This window comes from Caballeronia sp. HLA56 (assembly GCF_054655155.1).
Genome location: NZ_BAAHOB010000003.1, coordinates 549,346 through 570,537, shown reverse-complemented (window position 1 = coordinate 570,537; position 21,192 = coordinate 549,346). Strand labels below are relative to the sequence as shown.

At 62.2% G+C, this 21,192-nt stretch carries 14 protein-coding genes; 1 reads left to right on the top strand and 13 read right to left on the bottom strand.

The window, feature by feature from the left end; translation table 11 throughout:
• Positions 1–33 precede the first annotated feature (33 nt).
• From ACYQ47_RS14540 to ACYQ47_RS14495, 10 genes are all read right to left on the bottom strand, one after another.
• Positions 34–477 (bottom strand): DUF3331 domain-containing protein, encoded by a 444-nt coding sequence (locus ACYQ47_RS14540; RefSeq protein WP_244831215.1) that lies wholly within the window; start codon positions 475–477, stop codon positions 34–36.
• A 33-nt stretch (positions 478–510) separates the two neighbouring features.
• Entirely contained in the window at positions 511–1,425 is a 915-nt protein-coding gene (locus ACYQ47_RS14535; RefSeq protein WP_250494057.1) for an MBL fold metallo-hydrolase, read from the bottom strand.
• Between the two features lie 133 nt (positions 1,426–1,558).
• Positions 1,559–3,277: an FAD-dependent oxidoreductase gene (locus ACYQ47_RS14530; RefSeq protein ID WP_244831214.1), complete on the bottom strand. Its 1,719-nt coding sequence runs from the start codon at positions 3,275–3,277 to the stop codon at positions 1,559–1,561.
• A gap of 22 nt (positions 3,278–3,299) precedes the next feature.
• Entirely contained in the window at positions 3,300–4,724 is a 1,425-nt protein-coding gene (locus ACYQ47_RS14525) for an alginate export family protein (RefSeq protein WP_459905926.1), read from the bottom strand.
• 37 nt (positions 4,725–4,761) lie between these two features.
• Complete coding sequence (locus tag ACYQ47_RS14520) at positions 4,762–5,697, bottom strand: VOC family protein (protein ID WP_370652272.1); 936 nt, start codon at positions 5,695–5,697, stop codon at positions 4,762–4,764.
• Between the two features lie 27 nt (positions 5,698–5,724).
• Positions 5,725–6,405: a YoaK family protein gene (locus tag ACYQ47_RS14515; protein WP_250467892.1), complete on the bottom strand. Its 681-nt coding sequence runs from the start codon at positions 6,403–6,405 to the stop codon at positions 5,725–5,727.
• A gap of 20 nt (positions 6,406–6,425) precedes the next feature.
• Positions 6,426–6,650 (bottom strand): DUF1427 family protein, encoded by a 225-nt coding sequence (locus ACYQ47_RS14510; protein ID WP_244831210.1) that lies wholly within the window; start codon positions 6,648–6,650, stop codon positions 6,426–6,428.
• 111 nt (positions 6,651–6,761) lie between these two features.
• The gene (locus ACYQ47_RS14505) at positions 6,762–8,231 is read right to left on the bottom strand and encodes a mechanosensitive ion channel family protein (protein WP_250511680.1); all 1,470 of its coding nucleotides are present in this window, start codon (positions 8,229–8,231) and stop codon (positions 6,762–6,764) included.
• 18 nt (positions 8,232–8,249) lie between these two features.
• Positions 8,250–10,136 (bottom strand): amidohydrolase, encoded by a 1,887-nt coding sequence (locus tag ACYQ47_RS14500; RefSeq protein ID WP_459905779.1) that lies wholly within the window; start codon positions 10,134–10,136, stop codon positions 8,250–8,252.
• 96 nt (positions 10,137–10,232) lie between these two features.
• Positions 10,233–10,868, bottom strand: coding sequence for a hydrolase (locus ACYQ47_RS14495; protein ID WP_309964722.1), 636 nt, complete (start codon positions 10,866–10,868; stop codon positions 10,233–10,235).
• Between the two features lie 371 nt (positions 10,869–11,239).
• On the opposite strand from ACYQ47_RS14495, the gene ACYQ47_RS14490 reads away from it, so the two are divergent.
• Positions 11,240–12,061 carry an alpha/beta fold hydrolase gene (locus ACYQ47_RS14490; RefSeq protein ID WP_459905778.1) on the top strand — a complete coding sequence of 274 codons (822 nt, stop codon included), beginning with the start codon at positions 11,240–11,242 and terminating at the stop codon, positions 12,059–12,061.
• Positions 12,062–12,081: 20 nt separating this feature from the next.
• Here the strand turns inward: ACYQ47_RS14490 and ACYQ47_RS14485 are convergent, their stop codons facing one another.
• Genes ACYQ47_RS14485 through ACYQ47_RS14475 form a run of 3 tightly spaced genes read right to left on the bottom strand, consistent with a single transcriptional unit; the run spans position 12,082 to position 21,191 of the window.
• Entirely contained in the window at positions 12,082–13,257 is a 1,176-nt protein-coding gene (locus ACYQ47_RS14485) for a hybrid sensor histidine kinase/response regulator (RefSeq protein ID WP_244831205.1), read from the bottom strand.
• On the bottom strand, positions 13,254–16,196 hold the full coding sequence (locus ACYQ47_RS14480; RefSeq protein WP_459905777.1) for a hybrid sensor histidine kinase/response regulator: 2,943 nt from the start codon (positions 16,194–16,196) through the stop codon (positions 13,254–13,256). Before ACYQ47_RS14480 ends, ACYQ47_RS14485 begins: the two co-directional genes overlap by 4 nt.
• A gap of 12 nt (positions 16,197–16,208) precedes the next feature.
• Complete coding sequence (locus ACYQ47_RS14475) at positions 16,209–21,191, bottom strand: AAA family ATPase (RefSeq protein ID WP_459905776.1); 4,983 nt, start codon at positions 21,189–21,191, stop codon at positions 16,209–16,211.
• Between the last annotated feature and the right edge of the window lies 1 nt (position 21,192).

The window sequence follows — 21,192 nt, the reverse complement described above, 5'->3', positions numbered from 1 at the left end:
CATGCGTTTTGTACATGCGGCGCGGCGTCGAACCTAGTCGGGCAACGCGGAAGCCAAGATCATGGCGCGTGCATTGCCCAACGAAGCGCTGCGCCGTTGCGGCTTGTAGACGATATCGCCACGCACGATCCCCGCGCCCGTGAGCGCGCAACGGCCAATCTTGCGCGCCTGGCAACGCACCCAGACCTGATCCGCATAGCGGCAACGCGTCGCGTCCTGCCAGAGAATCGCGATGGTTCTCGACGACAGCCGCTCCAGCACCTCGATGCGCGCATGGTCCGCAAACGGCTGCGTCTCGCGTCCGCGCATGCGCTTCAAAGCTTCCAGCGCCGCACGATGCGCCATGTCGTTGCCGCCTTGCAGCGCATCGATCACATGCGTCCAGACCGCGCCGCGCGTGAGATTCGCGATCACCTCCGCCCCCCTTGCGGCGCGCGGCGGCAGGGTTCTACGTTCTGCTACGAGGGCTTCTGGCATCGCGCATCTCCGCGTGGTCAGGCGCCGGGCGCGTCAATGGCCCGGATCGCCTTCGTAGTTGACGGGCACCCACTCGTAGCGGGCGCCCTCCTTTCTCACATGTCCCAAACCCGGAAACGCGATGTGCGCCGCCGCCACGAGATCGCCCTCGCGCGCCACGAGATCGAGCGCGGCGCGACGCGAACGGCGCGCGGCCGGTGCATCGGTGTCGTACTCGACGGACGCCTGCGGATTGCGCAACTGAATGCTCGCCACGTGGATCACGTCGCCCCACGCGAGCATCGTCTTGCCGCCGCTTTCGATGCGATACGTCGTGTGTCCCGGCGTATGACCCGGCGTCGCGATGGCGCGAATGCCGGGTTCGAGTTCGACATCGCCCGAGAACGGCACGAAACGGCCCGCCGCCACGTAAGGCGCGACGGATGCGCTCGCGGCATCGAAGAAAGTCGAGAGGAACGCAGGCGCCTTCGGCTTGTTCGCGGCATCGAGCCAGTAGTCCGCCTCGGTCCGGTTCACGCGCAGCACGGCGTTTGGAAACGCCATCGCGCCATCGACGATGACGCCGCCCACGTGATCCTTATGCAGATGCGTGAGCAGAATCTCATCTACGTCTTCCGGCCGATACCCCGCCGCCCGCAGGTTCGCCATCATCCGGCCGCAGCACGCGCCGTACAACACGCCCGCGCCGGAGTCGATCAGAATCAGCTTCGCGCCCGTGTTGACGAGGAACGCGTTGATCGAGCCTTGAACCGGCGCATCGAGGAAATCGCGCCGCAAGTCCTCGGCGATTTCCTTCTTCGATACACCCTCCACCACCGTATCGATGGGAAACGGATGCGTGCCGTCGGACAGCGCCGTGACTTCGAATCGCCCGAGCATCAGGCGATAAAAGCCCGGCCCTTGCGTGCCGACCATCGGCGCGCGGGCGAATGCCGCGTCCGTCGTCATGAAGGCGCTGACGCAAAGCACGAGGCATCCGAGACTTCTCCACTTCGACATGAGCGTTCCCTTGCACGCACCGGTTTTCACGAAGCATAGCCACGCATAAATCGGCAGACGCGCTAATCGTCCTTAAATGTTATTAATCGGCGGTGACCGACAAGCTCAGGTACGCATGAATCTGACTGACCACCGCCGCGCCGTCGCCGACCGCGGAAGCCACGCGCTTGGCCGATTCCGAGCGCACGTCGCCAACCGCGAAGATGCCCGGCACGCTCGTCTCCAGCGCGAAGCGCAGCCGCGTGCCGTGTTCCGTGCGACCCGATCCCGTCATCACGAAGCCGCGGTTGTCGAGCGCGACGCCGCTCGCCGCGAGCCAGCGCGTCTCCGGGTCCGCGCCGATGAAGAGGAACAGATGCCGCGTCGCGATGGCCTCGTCACGCGCCTCGTCCGCATGATGGACGCGAACGTGCGTGAGGCCCGCCTCGTCGCCTTCGAGGCCGCTCAACGTGCAGCGCGTGCAGAGCATCACGTTCGGCAGGGAAGCAATGCGGTCGATCAGATACCGCGACATGCTCGCGCTCAGGCTTTCGCCGCGCACGAGCACCCGCACGCTGCGCGCGAAGTTGGCAAGAAAGACGATCGCCTGACCGGCCGAATTGCCGCCGCCGATCAACACGATGTCCTGCCCCTTGACGAGCCGCGCCTCGATGGTCGACGCCCAGTAGTACGTGCCGCGCCCTTCGAAGCGGTCGAAGTCCTCGACGTCCGGCTTGCGATACGCCGCGCCGCTCGCCGCCACGATCGTGCGTGCGCTCACGCGCTGGCCATCGGTGAGCGTGACGACGAAGACGTCGTTCTCGGGCGTGACGCACGTCACCTTGCCCGGAATGGCGAGGTGCGCGCCGAACTTGAGCGCCTGCTGAAACGCGCGGGCCGCCAACGCCTGGCCCGAGATGCCGGTGGGAAAGCCGAGATAGTTTTCGATCCGCGCGCTCGCGCCCGCCTGACCGCCCGGCGCGCGCTGATCGAACACGGCCACCGAAAGCCCTTCGGTGGCCGCATACACCGACGCCGCGAGCCCGGCCGGTCCCGCGCCGACGATGGCGACATCGTAGATATGCGAAGGCTCGAACGCCGGCACGAGTCCCAGGCACGACGCGAGTTGCGCCTCGTCCGGCGCGCGCAACACGTAGCCGTTCGGGCAGAAGACGAGCGGGAAGTCGTCCGGACCGGTCGTCATGCCGGAGAGCAGCGTCACCGCTTCGGGATCGGTGCGGGCATCGACCACGGTTGCCGGGTGCGCGTTGCGGCGCAGGAAGCCTTGCAGACGGATCAGCCGCGCATCGTCTCCATTGCCGACGATGATCGGCCCGAGCCCCTGCTCGATCAATCCGAGCCGCCGCAGGATCAGCGCACGCATGATGTGCTCGCCGAGTTGCGCGTCGGCGACGATCAGCGCGCGCAGCTTGTCGGGTTCGATGACGAGCGTTTCGGCGTCGGTGAGCGCGACGCCGTCGATCAGCGCGGGCTTGCCCGAGAGTTGCGCCATCTCGGCCATGAAATGCCCGTCGTCGTGTTCGGTGACGAGCGTGGAGCGCCCGAAGCTGTCGCGCGAAGAGATGCGCACGCGCCCCTTCAGCAACACGAAAAGACCGAGCGCCACCTTGCCCGTTTCGAAGATCATGTCGCCTTTTTTGAACGACATGGGTCGCGCGAAACGCCGCACGCTTTCGATCTCGGTATCCGAGAGACGCGGAAACATTTGATGCTGACGAAATTCAAGCGAGGAAAAAGGCACTTCGAGTTCGGATGGCGTCGCGGCACGCCCGAACGGCCTCGGTAGATCGGAATCGCTCATGACTCAGGCTCCATCGAATGCTTTACCAGCCGAACTTGAGTTCGGCGCCCACGTAGTCGGCATTGCTCGCGCCGAGATCGCGCAAGGACGAGCCGACTTGAAAATGCACGGCCTCGACCGAGGCCACGAGATTCGCCGCGACGTTATAGTCCGCGCGCACTTGCGTATAGAAGCCGGTCCAGCGCGAGCCGCGCCCGGCTGTTCCCGGCACGACCGCCGAGCCTTGTCCATAGACGGCGTCCGCGGTGGTCTCACGCCATTGCAAGCCGACGCCCGCGAGCAGCGAGAGCTTGCTGTTGGGCTTGAGCGTGAGCGACGGCTTGATATGAATCAGGTTGGTGTATCCCGTGTAGCCCGCGAGCGTGAAGTAATAGCCGTTCGGAAAGAGCGGATTGAACGTGCCGACGCGCCCATCGCCCGGATGACGATCGCCCGAGGCGGCATCGATCTGAATGCCCAGACGCGGGGTCCAGGGCGCCGCCGCCAACGTGTAACCGGCGAGCGAACCCACGGCCCATGCGCTGATCGTCTTCTCGCCGACATGACCGCTTTGATACATGCCTTCCACGTCCCAGTCGATATGCGAGACATTGCCCGCGTATCGCATGTCGAAGACATCGCGATGCTCGTCGCCGCTGGCATCGAGAAAGCGCGCATTGCTGCGGTTATAGCGCGAGTAATATGCGGACAGATCACCCGGCCCCACGCCCTGACGTTCGACGCGCGCGCCGCTGAAGGTGAGATGACGATTGGAGACATCGTCGAAATCCGTGTTGAAGCGATACTGCACCGGCTGCGTTGCATAGGCGATCCAGCGCCACGGACCGGTCTCGTAGTCGCCCCAGAAACCGTCGAAAGCCTGCCGCACGTTCGGGCCGTCGCGCACCGATACGAAGCGCTGCAAGTCGAACGCCATCTCCTGCCGCCCCGCGCGAAACTTGACGAGCCCGCCCGCGAGCGGATGCGTGAACGCAATGAACGCCTGACGCAGATCGAGCGGATTCTTGTCGACGGAGGTCACGTTGTCCTTGCCATACGGACGCGCGTCTTCCAGTTGCGTAAACACTTGCACATAGGGGCCGAGATGCACATCGGCGTGGACTTCGAGACGTTGCAGCACGTAGGTATCGTCGCGGCCGGAGCCTAAGCCGAAGAGCGGCGCGTCGTTCATCTCGACGCGTTCTCGCAGCACCGCGCCGAGCGACACATACGCATCCGGATTGCCGAACAGCGGAATGTACTTGAGCGCGTCGAGCGGGCGTTTCGGCACGCAAGGCAGACCGAGCACGGACCAGTCTTCCTGCCAGCGATTGAACTTGATCGCCGGGCGCGCGCACGATGCCCCCGGCGCGGAGCCGGCGTTGGTATCGTCGCCTGCGCTGCCGAGCGCCGTATCCGCCGCGGATACGGGCAGCGCCGCCGCGATCCCCGTGCCGATCAATAACATACGCAGCGAACGCAGCGCACGGCAGCGTCTGTAACGGTCAGCGGCCATCGTGGATTTCGGCGATATATCCGCCCGGGAACTCGACCATCGCCGTCTTGTAGCTTGCGCTCGCATAAGCCGGGACCAGCACCTTCGCGCCTGCCGCTTGCGCACGTTGCAGGGTCGCGGCGAGGTCATCGACACCATAGCCGGTCGTTTCCTTGCCGAACGGAAACGGCAGCTTGCCATCGGTTACGAAGACGACCATGCGCCCAAAGTTCGAGTCGATGCGAATCTGCCGGAACGTCTCGCCCGGTTTGCCGATCACGCCCGCATCGGCACGCGCATTGTCCGAGACCACCTTGCCGTGAGAAAAGCGCAGCCAGCGGCGCACGAAGTTATTCGCTTCGTAACGCGAGACATAAACGCGGTTGTCGGGCACGCTTTGCAGCGGCGCGTAGTTCGGCGCCTTGGTATGCCAATAGAGCTGCATGACGAGGCCGCCCGGCCACTGGATGATCGCGTCCTTGCCGATGGGGTCGTCGAACGGTTCGACGATCACGTCCGCGCCCGCCGCGCGCGCGGCCTTCACGGCGTCGTCGATATCGGTCACGAGATAGCCCGTGCGCTCGTTGCCGAACGGATAAGGCACGGGCGTTTCGAAGCCGAACACGGACAGCATGCCCACGGGCGTCTGCACGTATTGCGAAGCCGTCTTGCTCGGCGTGGGCGTCACGGTGAAAACCGCCTTCTGCGATGCCTTGCCGCCGAAGGTCGCGAGAAAGCTCTGCACGAAGGTATCGACATCGGCGGATGCGACGTAGACGTGGGTCGTATCGTATTGCGGACCGACCGCGACTCGACCCTTGATGGCGGACGCGGCGGTAGCGTCATGCGGACCGGCATCCGCGAACGATGCGAGAGGCGCAATGCCGATGAGAAATGCCGCCGCGATGGCGCTTGAGCGAACGAGCTTGATCATGTCGATACTCATTGATGTTTGAAGTGAGCGAACCGTAAGTCACGCCGCCCGGGCAACGCGCGGCGGCCATGCGAGCAACAGAAGCAGCGCGATGGGCAAGATCAGGCCGTAGAACGAGAGATGCACGAAGGCGAGCGCGCCGCCCACCGCGCCGATGGCAAAGGCAAGCATGGCCGTGAGCGTGGCGCGCAAACGCGTGAGCACTTGCGGCCCTTCTGCATGATGCGAACCGCGATGCGCGAGATCGACCAGATCGAGCACGATCTGCGTGACATTGCCGGTCATCACTGTGTTGGGCAGCCCGGGCTTCTGCAAGACTTTCGGGCGCGCGTTCTGCACGCCCATTGCGGTGGCGCCCAACACGCCGCAGAGCAGCACCATGCCCGATGATGCGTCATCGATAGGCAACGCGAGCAGTCCTGTGCCGAAGAACGCGAACAACAGCAACGCTTGCCACAGATGCAATGCTGCGGCGATGTAGGCGTCGCCACGTGCCTTCATGATCTTTGCCGCCACGCTCGCCGATCCCACGCCGACGATGAACGCCGGAAACGCCAGCAGCTTGAGCAGCACGCCTTGCCCCACGCCCGCGACCTCCGCGCCGATCAGCACGAAGTTGCCCGTCACATGTGCCGTGAAGAGACCGAACAACGCGACGAATCCCAGCGTATCGACGTATCCCGCTATGAACGCGAGCACCGTCTCTTCATGCTCTTTCAAGGGACTTCTCCGGTGAAACCTCAGCCGCCTTCACGCGACGTGCCAGCCTTGTCCTTCGATACGACGTTCACGCTTTCGGTTTGCGCGAAGAACTGCGACTTCACGACCGGTATTGCGTGTTCGCCGAGTACCATGCCGAGCAGTCCCGCTAGCGCGATCAAAGGCGGCGCGGGTGACTGCACGCGCAAGAGCCAATAGAGCAGGCCGACCGCGAAGCCCACACCGAGTGAAATGACGTAGCCCATGTTCTCTGTTCCATCCTTTCCTAAACAAGAAACGCTGTCTCTCCCTTAAGGGAAAGCCTAGCAAGCCGATTGATAATTGGCCTTGGATAAAGCTTAAAAAACCTTAAGACCTCAAAAGGTCAATTGATGAAAACGCTTCACGCCCTCGCGAATCCATCCGAAAAGACTGCTATGTTCCGATGCCTGCCCGGCAGGCACCGCGCGCAACATCTGGTCGCTCGCACGATGCTCGGAAAGCAGCCTGCACATCTCGCTCGTGACCTCGGGACGTCGCGCGAGGATGGGCGTGAGCGCCTCCTTGTCGAGCCGGTACACGACGACGCGCGTCGTCGCACGCACGGTCACATCGCTTTGCACGCCCGCGAGAATGCCGGATTGACCGATGGAATCGCCGGGTGCAAGTCTTCGCACTTCGAGATCGTGCGATGCTTTCGGCACCGTCACGCTTGCCACGCCACGCGCAATGATGTGCAACGCCTGACCTTCGTCGCTGCCCGCTGCAAACACCGTTTCGCCCACTTCGAAAACATGACGTGTGAGGCGTTTGGAGAGCTCGTTCAGTTCGTCCGCATCGAGCGTATGAAAGATTGTCACGTCGCGCAACAACACGAGCTTCTCGTCGATGGCTTGCGTCGTTTGCCGTGGCGCCGACAACGGACGCAACACGACCGCACGCGAACCTAGATGCCGATGCGCCAGATCGAAGAGATCGCTGCGCACCGAAACTTTCTTGTCGAGCGAATCGACGTAACAAAGAATCTCGTATTCGATGGCGTCTTCGGTCGCGCGCCGCACACTTACGACCGGCGCGGGACGGCCGATAACGTCGATGCAACTCGCTGCGGCATCGCCGAGCGCATCGAGCACGACAGCGGGACGCACCGATGGATCCACCGAGAGCACGACGCTGATGCCGTTCGTATCGAACGGCTGATTCGAATTAACGATGTTCGTGCGCGCCGCGACGCTGTTCGGGATCACGACGATGTTGCCCTGCCCGTTGAGCAGGCTCGTCGCGCGCCAGTTGCTCTCGACGACCTTGCCTTCGGCATCGCCGATAGTGATCCAGTCGCCCAGACGAAACGGCTGCGTGGCGTTGAGCACGATGCCCGAGAACACATCGTTGAGCGTGCTCTGAATTGCAAGGCCGATGACAATGGCCACCGCGCCCGAGGTCGCCAGCAACCCGCGCACGGGCAACTGCAACACGAACGCGACGGCCGCGACCGCGGCAGCCAGATAGACGAGCGCACCGAGCACGTCCTGAAAGAGCCGCTCCTTGTGCCACGCCTCGGGCAGCACGATGCGGTCGAGCATGATCGTGACGAGCCGCGCGCCTTGCAGCCACCACATCAACTCCAGCACTTGCGCAAGAAGATGCCGCAGCGGTTCGTTGGGCCAGGGCGCCGCAAAGAGCGGATTCATGCCGTGCGCGAACAACACCCACGTCGATAACGCGAACATGGACGCACGAAACGCAAGCCGCATGGGCTCGCTTCTTCGGTCCATGAAGCGCCACGCGAGGAAGTCTACGACGAGTATCGCGATGCCGAAGAGCAGGCCGTCGGTCAGGGTCGGCATCGCGTCACTCGCCCTTGTTCAAAACGCGAAACAACTGCATCCCAGCGCGCCCCAGAAGCCGTTCGAGTCGCTGACAGGTATGTTCTTGCGCCACGCGAAACCGTGCGCATGCGCATGCACGTTGCAAAGATTCGCGCAACCGTCCACGCAGGCAACCGCGGTCGGCTTGTAACGGCTATAACCGCCGAACTCCGCCACCGGCGACCATGACGGACTCACCGGCAAGTCCGGGGGACCGTATGGGGTGAAATCGTCGCTCGCATAGACGACCTTGCCGCCCACCACGGTCATGACCGAATCGAGAAACTTGATGCGGCTTTCATCGACGGTGAAGAAGTCTTCCGATAGCACCGCGAAGTCCGCGAACTGCCCCGCGACGAGCGCGCCCTTGCGATCGTCCTCGCTTGAAAACCACGCGCTGCCAACGGTATAACGGCGCAATGCTTCCATGCGGTCGAGTTTGTTCGCGCCGTCGTACATGGCCGTGCCGCCGACCGTCTTGCCCGACACCATCCAATAAAGCGAGACGAACGGGTTGAAGCTCGCCACGCGCGTGGCATCGGTGCCCGCGCCCACGGGCAGACCGGCATCGAGCATGTGGCGGATAGGCGGCGTGCGCTTCACGGCTTCCTCGCCGTATCGTGCGATGAAATACTCGCCTTGATACGCCATGCGATGCTGGATTGCGATACCGCCGCCAAGCGCCTTTACACGGTCGATATTTTTCTGCGTGATGGTCTCGCAATGATCGAAAAACCAGCGCAAGCCATCGAAGGGAATGTCGGCATTCACACGTTCGAACACATTGAGGAAGCGTTCGATCGATTCGTTATAAGTGGCATGCAGACGGAACGGCCAGCGGTTTGCAACGAGCAGACGCACTACCGCTTCGAGTTCGGTTTCCAGCGTGTCGGGCAAGTCGGGGCGCGGTTCCAGAAAGTCTTCGAAATCAGCCGCCGAGAACACCAGCATTTCGCCTGCGCCGTTCACGCGCAGGAAGTCGTCGCCTTCGCCGGGCTTCGTCATCTTCACCCACTTTGCGAAGTCTTCAATCTCCTTCTTTGCGTTCTGCGTGAAGAGGTTGTATGCGATACGCACGGTCAATTCGTTGTGCTTCGCCAAGTCCATGATGACAGCGTAATCGTCGGGATAAGCCTGATATCCGCCGCCTGCATCGATCGCGCTCGTCACGCCAAGACGATTCAACTCCCGCATGAAGTGGCGCGTGGAATTGCGCTGCTCGTCGCGCGGCAGCTTCGGACCCTTGGCGAGCGTCGCGTAAAGAAGGCCCGCGTTGGGCCGCGCAATCAGCATGCCGGTCGGATTGCCGCGCTTGTCGCGCTGAATTTCGCCGCCGGGCGGATCGGCTGTTTCCTTCGTATAGCCGACCGCGCGCAAGGCCGCCGCGTTGAGCAATGCGCTGTCATACAGATGCAGGATGAACACCGGCGTGTCCGGTGCAATCGCGTTGATCTCTTCGAGCGTCGGACCACGGCGCTCCGCAAACTGAAATTCGTTCCAGCCGCCGACCACGCGCACCCATTGCGGGGCGGGCGTGCGTGCAACCTGCTTCCTCAGCATGTCGAGCGCGTCCGCAAGCGACGGAACGCCATCCCAACGCAACTCCATGTTGAAGTTGAGGCCGCCGCGTATGACATGCAGATGCGAATCGTTGAGGCCGGGAATCACGGTGCGCCCGTTGAGATCGATGAGGCGCGTCGCGTCGTTCGCATGACGCATCACGACTTCACGCGATCCTGCGTCGATTACCTTGCCATCGGCAACCGCGAGTGCATCCGCGAACGAACGCTTGTCGTCCTGCGTGGCAATCTTGCCGTTGAAGAATACGGTATCGGCGCGCGCGGGCGTGCCTGAACCCGTGCCTGAGCTCGTGCTTGAATTCATGGGCGTTCTCGTGTGAGGCGTGCCGCGACGCGGCGCTTGCTGGAAGCCGGCGCGATGAACTTCGCGCCAGCCTTTTCGATACGACTGCGAGCTGAATCAACCCGCTTCGCTTGCGTGTTCCCCGAGAATCGATTTCGCATAACGCACGCCGATGCCATACGCGCTATGCGACTTGAGAATGTCCATGCAACCTTCGTAAGTCTCGGTGCGGCCCCAGTCGCGTTGCAGTTCGAACATGAACTGAAGCGACGTCATCGGCACCGCGCCGGCCTGGATGATTCGCTGCACGGCGCGTTCGTGCGCTTCGTGCGTGATGTCGCCACAGGCATCGGTCGGGACGTAGATTTGATAGCCTTCCGCGATCATCTGCACGGTCGGAAACGTCACGCATACTTCCGTCCAAAGACCCGCGAGCACGATCTTCTTGCGGCCCGTCGCTTCGATTGCTCGGCGAAAGCCCGCGTCTTCCCACGAGTTCATCGAGGTACGGTCGACCGGCTGCTGCTCCGGAAACACGTCTTGCACTTCGGGCACCATGTCGCCGCTAAAGGTTTTGGCGGCAACGGTAGTGAGAATGGTCGGCACCTTGAACAACTTCGCCGCCTTGGCGATAGCCTGCACGTTATGCAGGATGGTGGTGCGTTCATGCGAGGTCGTGCCAAAAAACATCTGCGGCTGATAGTCGATCAGCGCAACCGCGCAGGTATCCGGGGTCAATAGTTCTTGCGGCATTTGCAGGCTCCGTTGGAAAAGATGCGGCAGTCAGGACGAACATGCCGTGCTCGGGTGAGCGGCTGGAAGGATTGAGATGGATGATAGCCACGCGTCTTCGCCGAGTCCTTGAAAAATCCCTTAATTGTTCTTAACGAATATTCGCTAAGAAAATGCACTTCGATTTTTAGCGCGTGGGATTTTCAGGAAATGAATTTCAGGACTTCGCCTTTCGCTGGCAGGAGCATGCACCGCGATTAAACCGCCTTAAGAACAATTAATCTTTTCTCAAGTTCAGGCGTCTTCCACGCGGCTAAGATTCGGTCCACGCGTCGCGCTCAAGGAATGATTCTTAGCGCACGCGCTCGACCAACATCGCTAAAGGACACGTCATGAGCACCGTAAAGACCAAGGACGGCACGAATATTTTTTATAAGGACTGGGGCAGCGGCAAGCCGGTGGTCTTCTCGCATGGCTGGCCGCTTTGCGCGGATGCATGGGACCCGCAAATGCTGTTTCTGGCGCAGAAGGGATACCGCGTCATTGCGCATGACCGTCGCGGTCATGGCCGCTCCGACCAGACTTCGGAAGGCAACGACATGGACACGTATGCGGACGATCTCGCCGCCGTGCTCGACGCGCTCGATCTGAAGGACGCCATGCTCGTCGGCCATTCGACGGGCGGCGGCGAGGTTGCGCATTACATCGGACGTCATGGCAGCGCGCGCGTCTCGAAGGCCGTGCTGATCGGAGCCGTGCCGCCGATGATGCTCAAGTCCGAGAGTAATCCGCTCGGCTTGCCGATGTCGGTGTTCGACGGCATCCGCGACAATACGGCTTCGAATCGCTCGCAATTCTTCAAGGATCTGGCCGTACCGTTTCTGGGCTACAACCGTGACGGCGCGAAGGTCATACAAGGCAACATCGACGAGTTCTGGCGGCAGGGCATGATGGGTTCGATCAAAGGCCAGTACGAGTGCATCAAGCAATTCTCGGAAGTGAACTACACCGATGATCTGAAGAAAATCGACATTCCCACGCTCGTTTTGCATGGCGACGACGATCAAATCGTGCCGATGGAAGCGTCGGGGCGACGTACGGCGGAGATCGTGAAGAACGCGACGCTAAAGGTTTATGCTGGCGCGCCGCACGGCATGTGCACGACGGAAGCCGATCGCGTGAATGCGGATCTGCTGGCGTTCTTGCAAAGCTGATGCTGCACGTGACATGCTCGCTACGAAGCGAGCATGTCAGCCGACCGAATAGTCAGTACCGCGCTTAATCCCGGATGCTTATCGGCGAATTCGAGTTTGCCGTGATGCAACGTCGCCACCGCCTTGACGAGCGCGAGCCCAAGTCCTACACCGGGCGTGCCACGGCTCGCGTCGCCGCGATAGAACCGCTCGGTGACCTTGTGCTTTTCCGCGTCGGGAATACCGGGGCCATCGTCGGATACGGATAACTCTATGCCGTCATCGCGCGCCAGGAGCGACACTTCAACCTCGCCATTTTCACGCGCGAACTTGATAGCGTTATCGATCAGATTGCCGATAGCCTGCGCCAGCAGCAAGGGATCGACCACAGCGTACAGTTCGTCCGCCTGCGTCATGGAAAGCGTCACGCCACGCAGTTCCGCCACGGGCTGATAGAACTCGACTGCATCCGAGACAATGGCGAGCAAATCGCTGGACTCGAAACCCGAGCGACGCACGCCCGCATCGATTTCGGCGAGCCGCAAGAGCGCATTGAAGATGCCGATCACGCGATCGACATCCGCAAGCGCGGGCTCCAGTTGCGCGAGCGTGGCTTCATTCCCTTCCTTGCGCAAGCCGATCATCAGCACTTCGAGACGCGAACGCAGTTCGGCAAGCGGCGTACGCAAATCATGCGCGATGGCATTCGACACGTTGCGCACGCCGTTGATGACTTCGATCAGCGCTTCCTGCGCCTGCTTGCGCGTGTTGACCTCTTCCTGGAGCCGCACATTCTGCTCGCGCTGCAACTTCTGCAAAGCCCGCAACTTGAGATGCGTATGCACTCTCGCGGCGACTTCCTCCATGTGCAGTGGCTTGGTGACGAAGTCCACGGCGCCAGCGCTGAAGCCCGTGATCTTGTCCTCGGTCTGCGTGAGCGAGGTCATGAAGATGACCGGAATGTCGCGCGTGTTCGGGTTGGCCTTGAGCTGACGGCAGGTCTCAAAACCGTCGAGACCGGGCATCATCACGTCGAGCAGAATCAGATCGGGCTGCACGAGTTCGGCGCGGCCCAGCGCCTCGCGGCCATCGCGCGCAACGGTCACGCGCAGGTTGTTTCCTTCGAGCGCATCGACCACGAGGCCGAGATTCGTTGCGGTATCGTCGACAACGAGAACGACTGGCGTGGCGGTATCGGGTAAGTCTTGCGTACTCACGAGCTTGGGTCCAGATGTTCTTCGATCAGGGACAACAGCGCTTGCGATTCGTACCCGGCGGCAAGACATCGCAGACGCGTTGCGAAAATTTCATAGCGCTTGTCGAGTACCGTCAGATGCTCGGCCCGCTCAATGATGTCGCGCATCGAACCGAGCAGCGCAAAGCGATGCAGCAGCGCCATTTCCTCGGGCGGCGGCACGACGAGCGCTTCGTCGGCCCGAGCATGTCTTCCCGTGCGCGGCGCCCATTGCAACGCCAGAAGGCCGGTGATCTCCTTGAGCAGCACATGCAGATTCAGCGGCTTTTCGATGAACACATTGGCGCCCGCCGCGAGATTGGCCTGCGCATTGCCGCGCGATGCATCGGCCGATACGGCGATCACCGGCACGTCGCGCAACGCTTCCAGCGCGCGCAGACGCTCCAGCATCTCGATGCCACCCATCACCGGCATGAGCGTATCGACGACGATCAGATCGGGCCGGTCCTCGCTCGCCATCGCAAGTCCCTCGCGGCCGTTCTCTCCTTGCGATACGCGAAAGCCGCTACGTTGCAAGGTATCGACGAGCAGGATGCGATTGGCCGCGACATCGTCGAGCACGAGTATGTGACGCTCGCGGCCTTCATAGCGCGTGACACCCACCGGCAGAATCGCGGGCACGGGTTGCGCCGTGGCGCCGGGCGCGTCGAGTTCGAACCAGAACGCGCTGCCTCGGCCAAGCGAACTCGCGACGTGAATATCGCTTCCCATCATGCGCACGAGTTGCCGACTGATGGCAAGACCGAGTCCCGCGCCGCCGCTCCGACGCGTGAGTTCGCCCGCCTGCTCGAAGGGCTGAAAGATCACATCGAGCCGGTCGGGGCTGATACCTATTCCCGTGTCCTTCACTTCGAAGCGCAGACGTCCGGGCCATATTTCCGAAACCGCGAGACTGACTTCGCCCTGATCCGTGAACTTCACTGCATTGACGAGCAGATTGAGCAACACCTGACGCAAGCGCTTTTCATCGACGCTGATCGCGCGCGGCAGATTCGGCGCCGCATGATAGTGGAGTTGCAGGCCCTTTTGCTGGGCGCGCACGCCGACGATCTCCGCGATGACATCGAGAAACGGACCGAGTGGCACATCGCGCACCTGCATTTCGAGCTTGCCCGCACCGATGCGCGCGAAGTCCAGCAAATCGTTGATGAGCATGAGCAGATGCTCGCCACTCTGTTCGATCACGCCAAGACTAGACAACTGTCTGCGGCTCAACGTTTCATCGCGTCGCAAGATTTGCGCATAGCCGAGAATGCCGTTGAGCGGTGTGCGCAATTCGTGGCTGATATTCGCGAGAAACTGATCCTTCGCCTTGTTGGCCGCTTCGGCGGCGTCGCGCGCCACGCGCACCGCATCTTCCAGTGCCTTGCGCGCCGAGATGTCCTGAATGATGGCGATGGTGTGACTCGTGTGCCCAGCAGAGTCGTATTGCAGCGCCACCGATAAATTGACCCACACGCGCTGACCGTCGCGTCTCACGAGCGGTTTCTCTTCCGAGTAATGCGAAACGCCGCCCTCGGTCAACATGAAATAGCGTTGCAGGCTTCCGGTCACGAAGTCGTCGTCGGTGACATCGCGCAGGCGCTTGCCGAGCAACGCATCGCGTTCGTATCCGACGATCTCGCAAGCACGCTGATTCACGCGCAAAAAGCGGCCTTCGAGGTCGCAATGCGCAATACCCACGGCCGCGTTCTCGAAGGTGCCGCGAAAGCGTTCCTCGCTCGCGCGTAGTTCGTTCTCGGCGTGCTTGAGCTCGGTGATGTCCACTAGACTCCCGACGAAGCGCACGGGCTTACCGCTCGCATCGCGCCTTGCCATGCCGCGTACCAGCACCTTGCGATCGCTGCCATCGCTATGCAAGAGGCGGTTCTCCATCTCGAACACGCCATCCGCATGTTCGAGGTAACGCTCGACGGCCGCTTCGGTCGCGGCCCGTTCCTGCGGATGCACCACGCTCATGTACGACTCGTAGTCGAGCAATGGCTCCTTGCCGCCATAGCCGAGCCATTCCCAGATGTTCGAGAAGCGTGCCTTGCCGTGGCGGAAATCGCCATCGGGCATGTCGATTTCCCATACGCCGACATTCGATCCGCACATCGCCGCTTCGAATCGTGCATTGGTCTCACGCAAAATCTCCGCTTCTTCCGCGCGCCGCCGTTGCGTGACATCGCGGAACACGAACACGATGCCGAGCCCTTCGCCGCGTTCATCGACGATAGGCGAACCGCTCGCTTCCACCGGCACTTCCTGGCCGTGACGCGCGATCAGCAGATTGCGGCTCGGCAAGCCGATGTCTTCATCCGCGCGCAAGAACGACGACACCGGCTCGCGCGTGATTTCATCGACGACGCAAAAGACCTCGCCCAGCAAGCGGCCGCGTGCTTCATTGCGTGGCCAGCCCGTCAACCGTTCGGCCACCGCGTTCATGAAGTCGATGCGCCCTTCCGGGTCCGTGGCGATCACGCCATCGCCGATACTCGACAGCGTCACCGCATAGCGCTCGTCGCTTTCGCGCATGCGCCGCTCGGCCGCGTATTTGTAGAGCGCCATTTCGACCACGGTGCGCAATTGCGTGTCGTCGAATGGCTTGAGCACATAACCGAACGGCTCGGCCGTGGTGGCGCGCTGCACGGTTTCCTCGTCGGCATAAGCGGTCAGGAACACGACTGGCAGCCTGAATTGCTCGCGCAGAAGCCGCGCCGCGTCGATACCGTCGAGCTCGCCTTCGAGCCGCACATCCATGAGCACAAGATCGGGACGCACTTCCTTCGCCAGCAGGAGCGCATCTTCGCCGCGCGCGGTCGAGCCGACCACCGTATGACCGTTGCGGATCATTTGCTGGGCGATATCGCGGGCGACCACTCGGTCGTCTTCCACAATCAGGATGCGTGCAGGTGCCATCGTTCGTTGAGGTCAGCTTGCTTCGGCTTCGAAGGCTATGGTGAAGACCGTGCCGCCTGCGCGGTTCACATCGACATTGCCGTGCAATTGATGCGCGAGATCATGCACGAGTTGCAGCCCGAGCGTGTCGGCCTGATCGAGCGAAAACGCGGGCGACAGTCCCACGCCATCGTCGGCGATCACGAGGCGGCAACGGTCCTTGTCCGTGATACGAAGCTCTATACGCAACAGTCCGCCGCGTCCCTCCGGAAACGCATGTTTGAGCGCATTGGACACGAGCTCGTTGATGATGAGCCCGCACGACACCGCGCGATTCATGTCGAGCTGGATATCGTCGACGACCACGTCCATGTCCACGCCGAGGCGCCGCATGTCGTAAGCCTGCGCGAGATGCTTGCACAGGTTCCTCACGTGCGGCGCCATCATGATGCGAGCGAAATTGCCAGCACGATAAAGGTTTTCGTGCACCATCGCCATCGATCGCACACGGTTGCGGCTTTCGGCGAAAAGTTCGGCTACCGCCTTGTCTTCTACACGCGAAGCCTGCAGATTGAGCAGGCTGCTGATGAGTTGCAGATTGTTCTTCACGCGATGATGCACTTCGTGAAGCAACGCTTCCTTCTCTTCGAGCATGGCCTCCTTCTGTTCGAGCGATGCGTTCTCGAGCGAAATAGCCGCCTGCGACGCAAGCAGTGTCAGCACCGTGATACGCGCTGCCGTGAACACGCCGGGCGCGAGATCGTTCTCGAGATACAGCACGCCCTTGAGCTTGGCCTGCTTGATGATGGGCACGACGAGCACCGAGCGCGCGCCGCTCGAACGCAGATACTCGTCGGCGGAGAATTCATTGGGCAACGTGGCGTCGTCGATATGCACGCGCTCCCGCATGCGCATGGCGAAGTGCACGATGGATACCGGCAATTCACGCGGCGTCATCGGAGCGCTTTCCATGCGGACCTGCACACCGTCCCTGCCAGATACGGCCTGCGCCTCGATCCACAGTTTCTCTTCGCGCGGCAAGACGAGCACCGCGCGACGCGCGCCCGCATGTTCGAGCACGATGGTCATGAGCGTGCGCAAGAGCCGTTCGAGCACGATCTCGCCTGAGATTGCTTGCGACGCCTGCACGACGGTTTCCACATCGAAGCGTTCCGCCACGACATTCCTTGCCGTCAGGCTTTCCTCAGGGCTTTCGACGAGTTCCGGATAAAGCCGCTCCAGCGCGTGAACCTTCGCCATCGCGCCCCAGCGCAGATACGCGCGCCGTGCATGGCCCAGATAGACATGAGCGATAGTCGTGAATTCGCGTTCGATGTAAAAGCGCGCGGCCGTTTCATGGGCCAGCGCTTCGATCTGCACAAAGCGATGTTCGCGTGCGAGCGCGATAGCGTCTTCGTAATGACGCATCGCGTCGAACGGCCGGTTCTCGATGCGCGCGACTTCGCCTTCCACGAGCGCCGCCCGGCAGCCGAAATTCGCCGGACCGTGATAGGCCCAGACCTGCAACTTGCCGTGATACTCCGCAAGTGTTGACGACACATCGTGTTTGCGCGGATCGTGCATGCGTGCAAGCACCAGCGCCGCATGAAAATAGTATTCGGCCATTTCGAAGTGGCCGGCGGAGGTCCACAAGAGCGGCCTGGCTTTATCGCCCGCGGCGGCGGCGCCCGCTATGTCATCGGCGAAATGGAGCCATTGCTGCTTGCGAATCCAGTACCAGCATGCGGCAATCGCGAGACTGGCATCGGCTTCGAGGCGGCGCTCGAACTCGGCTTCGTCGAATCCCGCGAGAAGCACGCTGTCGCCACGCAAGTGACCGATCAGCCGCAACTGCGAAGTAATGATATCGACGATAAGCCCGAACTTCGCGCTCTTCACGACCGACAGCCGCTCTTGTGCCTCGCGCTCCACGTCTGCAAGCGGTTCGCCCGCAGCCAGCAGACTCGTGATCAACGTGCAACTGCTGAAGCCCGTATAGGTCAGATCGCCGCTCTCCGTCGCGGCATCGAACGCGCGGCGCAACAAGGGCAGATTCGTGCGAATGTGCCGCGTCCACGGCGTGACGTGATAGGCGAAGCACATGTAGACGCGCGCCTTGAAGCGGTCTAGCGCGCGTTCGTCGACGAGCGCAAGTCCCAGGCGCCCAAAGCCGAACCCAGCCTGATAGTCGCCGAAGATAGGACCCGTCACCATGCCGAGATAGGCATAGCCGAGCGACGATGCATCGCTGTTGCCGTGCGCCACGCTCAGATTCGCCATGCGGCACAGCACCAGGCAGACGAGGTCTTCGTCGCTGAAGAACGCGGGCGGCAGCACGGCCGTGAGCACATCGAGCGTGGCGGCGAGATCGGACGCTTCGAGCAAGGGCAGGTCGATCAGGCGTTCGATCGGCTTCGAGCCGATCTGCCGAAGCAGCGCGTCGTATTCGAGGCGCGCGGCGACGCGTCCCGGATGCGGCTGCCACTCGATACCGACGTGCCGCAAATACTCCAGACACGTTTGCACGGCAAGCTGCATCTGATCGAGCGCGGTGTAGAGCGTGACGCGCAGGAACGTGACAATGGCGCGATCCGGCAGCGTGCTTGCCCGCTCGGCGAGTTCGGTCAATCGCTTGCACGCGGCTTGGGTATCGCCTGTCAGGAACTCGCACTCGGCGCGGTTGCTTTCCAGCGCGAACTTGCGCGCATAGTCGTCGTGCCATCGAGCGGTATCGAGAAGATCGCTTCCCGTCGAGAAGTACGTCAAGGCGGAACCGAACGCCGACGAAGCCTTCGCGCGCTTGCCCGCCTGCAAATTGAGCTCGACGATTCGCTCGCGTTCCGCCGCGTTATCGACCAATGCGACCGCGCGATCGTACTGGTTGACGATCTCGAAGATGTCGGCCTCGGCGTCATGCGCTTCGGTCGCATCGAACATTCGCGCGATTCGCAAGTGCGCGAGCGCGCGCTCGCCCGGCGGAATCATCGCGTAGGCTGCTTCCTGCACGCGGTCGTGAACGAATGCATAACCGTTCTCGCGCCTATACACGAGACCTGCTTCGACCGCATTGCCGAGCGCGGCGTCGATGTCGCCTACGGCATCGGCACACACTTGCGCGAGCGTCGCATCCGTTGCCGCGTTGCCGAGACACGCGAACCACTTCAGCATGTCTTGCGTCGCTTGCGGCGCGCGCGCAATGCGCTCCACCATTAGATCGACGACGCTTTCCGCAAAACGCGCCGCACGAATGCGGTCGATGTCCCAGCGCCAGACGCGTGTATCGCGGTCGAAATGCAACAGCCGTTCTTCTTCGAGAATGCGCAGGAACTGCACCACGAAAAAAGGATTGCCACCGGTCTTGTCGAATAGCAGGCTGGCGAGCGGTTCTGCTTCAGCGGCGTCGGCATGCAGCGTGTCGGTCAGCAGATTCGATACATCGCCGGGCGCAAGGGGCGCCAGCAGAATGAGATGCAGCGGCGTGCTGGTCTCGCGCACCGTCGCGAGCACGCGTGAGAGCGTGTGCGTGGGGCCCACTTCGTTGTCCCGATACGCGCCGATGAAGAGCACGTGACGCGTATCCGCGGACGCCGCCATATATTCGATCCAGCTGCTCGTGCCGGAATCGAGCCATTGGAGATCGTCGAGAAAGAGCACGAGCGTCTCGCCTGGACCACAGAACGTGCCGATGAAACGCGCGAGCACCGCTTGTAGACGCACATGCGCCTCGCGTGGCCCGAGCGCCGGCACAGCGGGTTGCGGACCGATCACACGTTCCAGTTCCGGCACGAGATCGACGATGAGTTGCGCATGCGCGCCAAGCGCATCGGCAAGACGCGCCTGCCATGACGGCAGGTCGAAGGCTTTATCGTCGAGCAGTTGGCGGATCAATTGCTGAAAAGATTGCGCGAGGGTGGCGTAGGGAATGTCGCGCTTGTATTGATCAAACTTGCCTGATGCGAAGCGCCCGTTACCGGCCACGAGCCTCTTTTGCAGGTCGCCAACGAGCGCCGATTTGCCGATACCCGAGTAGCCCGACACCAGCACGAATTCCGAGCGACCTTGCTGCGCCACGCGCTGAAATGCGTTCGCGAGCGCCGCGCTTTCGACTTCGCGTCCGTAAAGGCGTTCGGGAATGAGCAAATGTTCGGGCGCGTCGTGCTCGCCCGGCGTGAACGCTTCGATACGCTCGCTGCGTTGCCATGAATCGAGACAGCGCCGCAAATCGTGTTCGAGCCCGAGCGCGGTCTGATAGCGTTCCTCGGCGGCTTTCGCGAGGAGCCGCGCGACGATGGCGGCCAACTGTCGCGGCACGTGAGGCGCTTGTTCGGCAAGCGGAATCGGCTGACGCGCGATATGACAATGCAGCCATTCGGCGGGCGACGCGGCGCGATACGGCAGCTTGCCCGCGAGCATCTCGTAGAACACGACGCCAAGCGAATACAAGTCACAGCGCGAGTCCACACCGCGATTCGTGAGCCCCGTTTGCTCGGGCGAAAGGTAAGCGAGCGCGTCCATGGTCACGGGCGCGAGTTCCGTTGCGGGACGTTCGCGCGTTGCTCTCGATGCGCGTCCGAAACCCGTGAGCGCCACTTCGCCGCTCGCTACATCGACGAGTATGTTGGCCGGTCGCAAGTCCTTGTGCATGATGCCGCGCGCATGCAGCACCTTGAGCGCCGCTGCAAGATTCACCGCGATGCGCAAGCTCTCATGCACGCCGAGTGTTCCCGCAGATATCGATGCAAGCGAAACACCGCCGCGATCTTCGAGCAGAAGCGTGGCCGCGCCACGCAACTCCACCAGCGCATGCGGCCGCGTGAGAACCGGGCTGTCGAGTAGCGCGCGCAGTTCGAACGCACGCGTGAGCCGCGCCTGACTCTCCACGACTTGCGCCACGTGCGCCACAGGCAGCGCCACGGCAAGCCAGGTCTGCGCGTCTTCGCGACGCCACAGCCGCGACAGGACGAACTCGCCGTCATCGCACAGGGTTCGCCGCTCGAAGTTCCGTAGTTCCAGCATG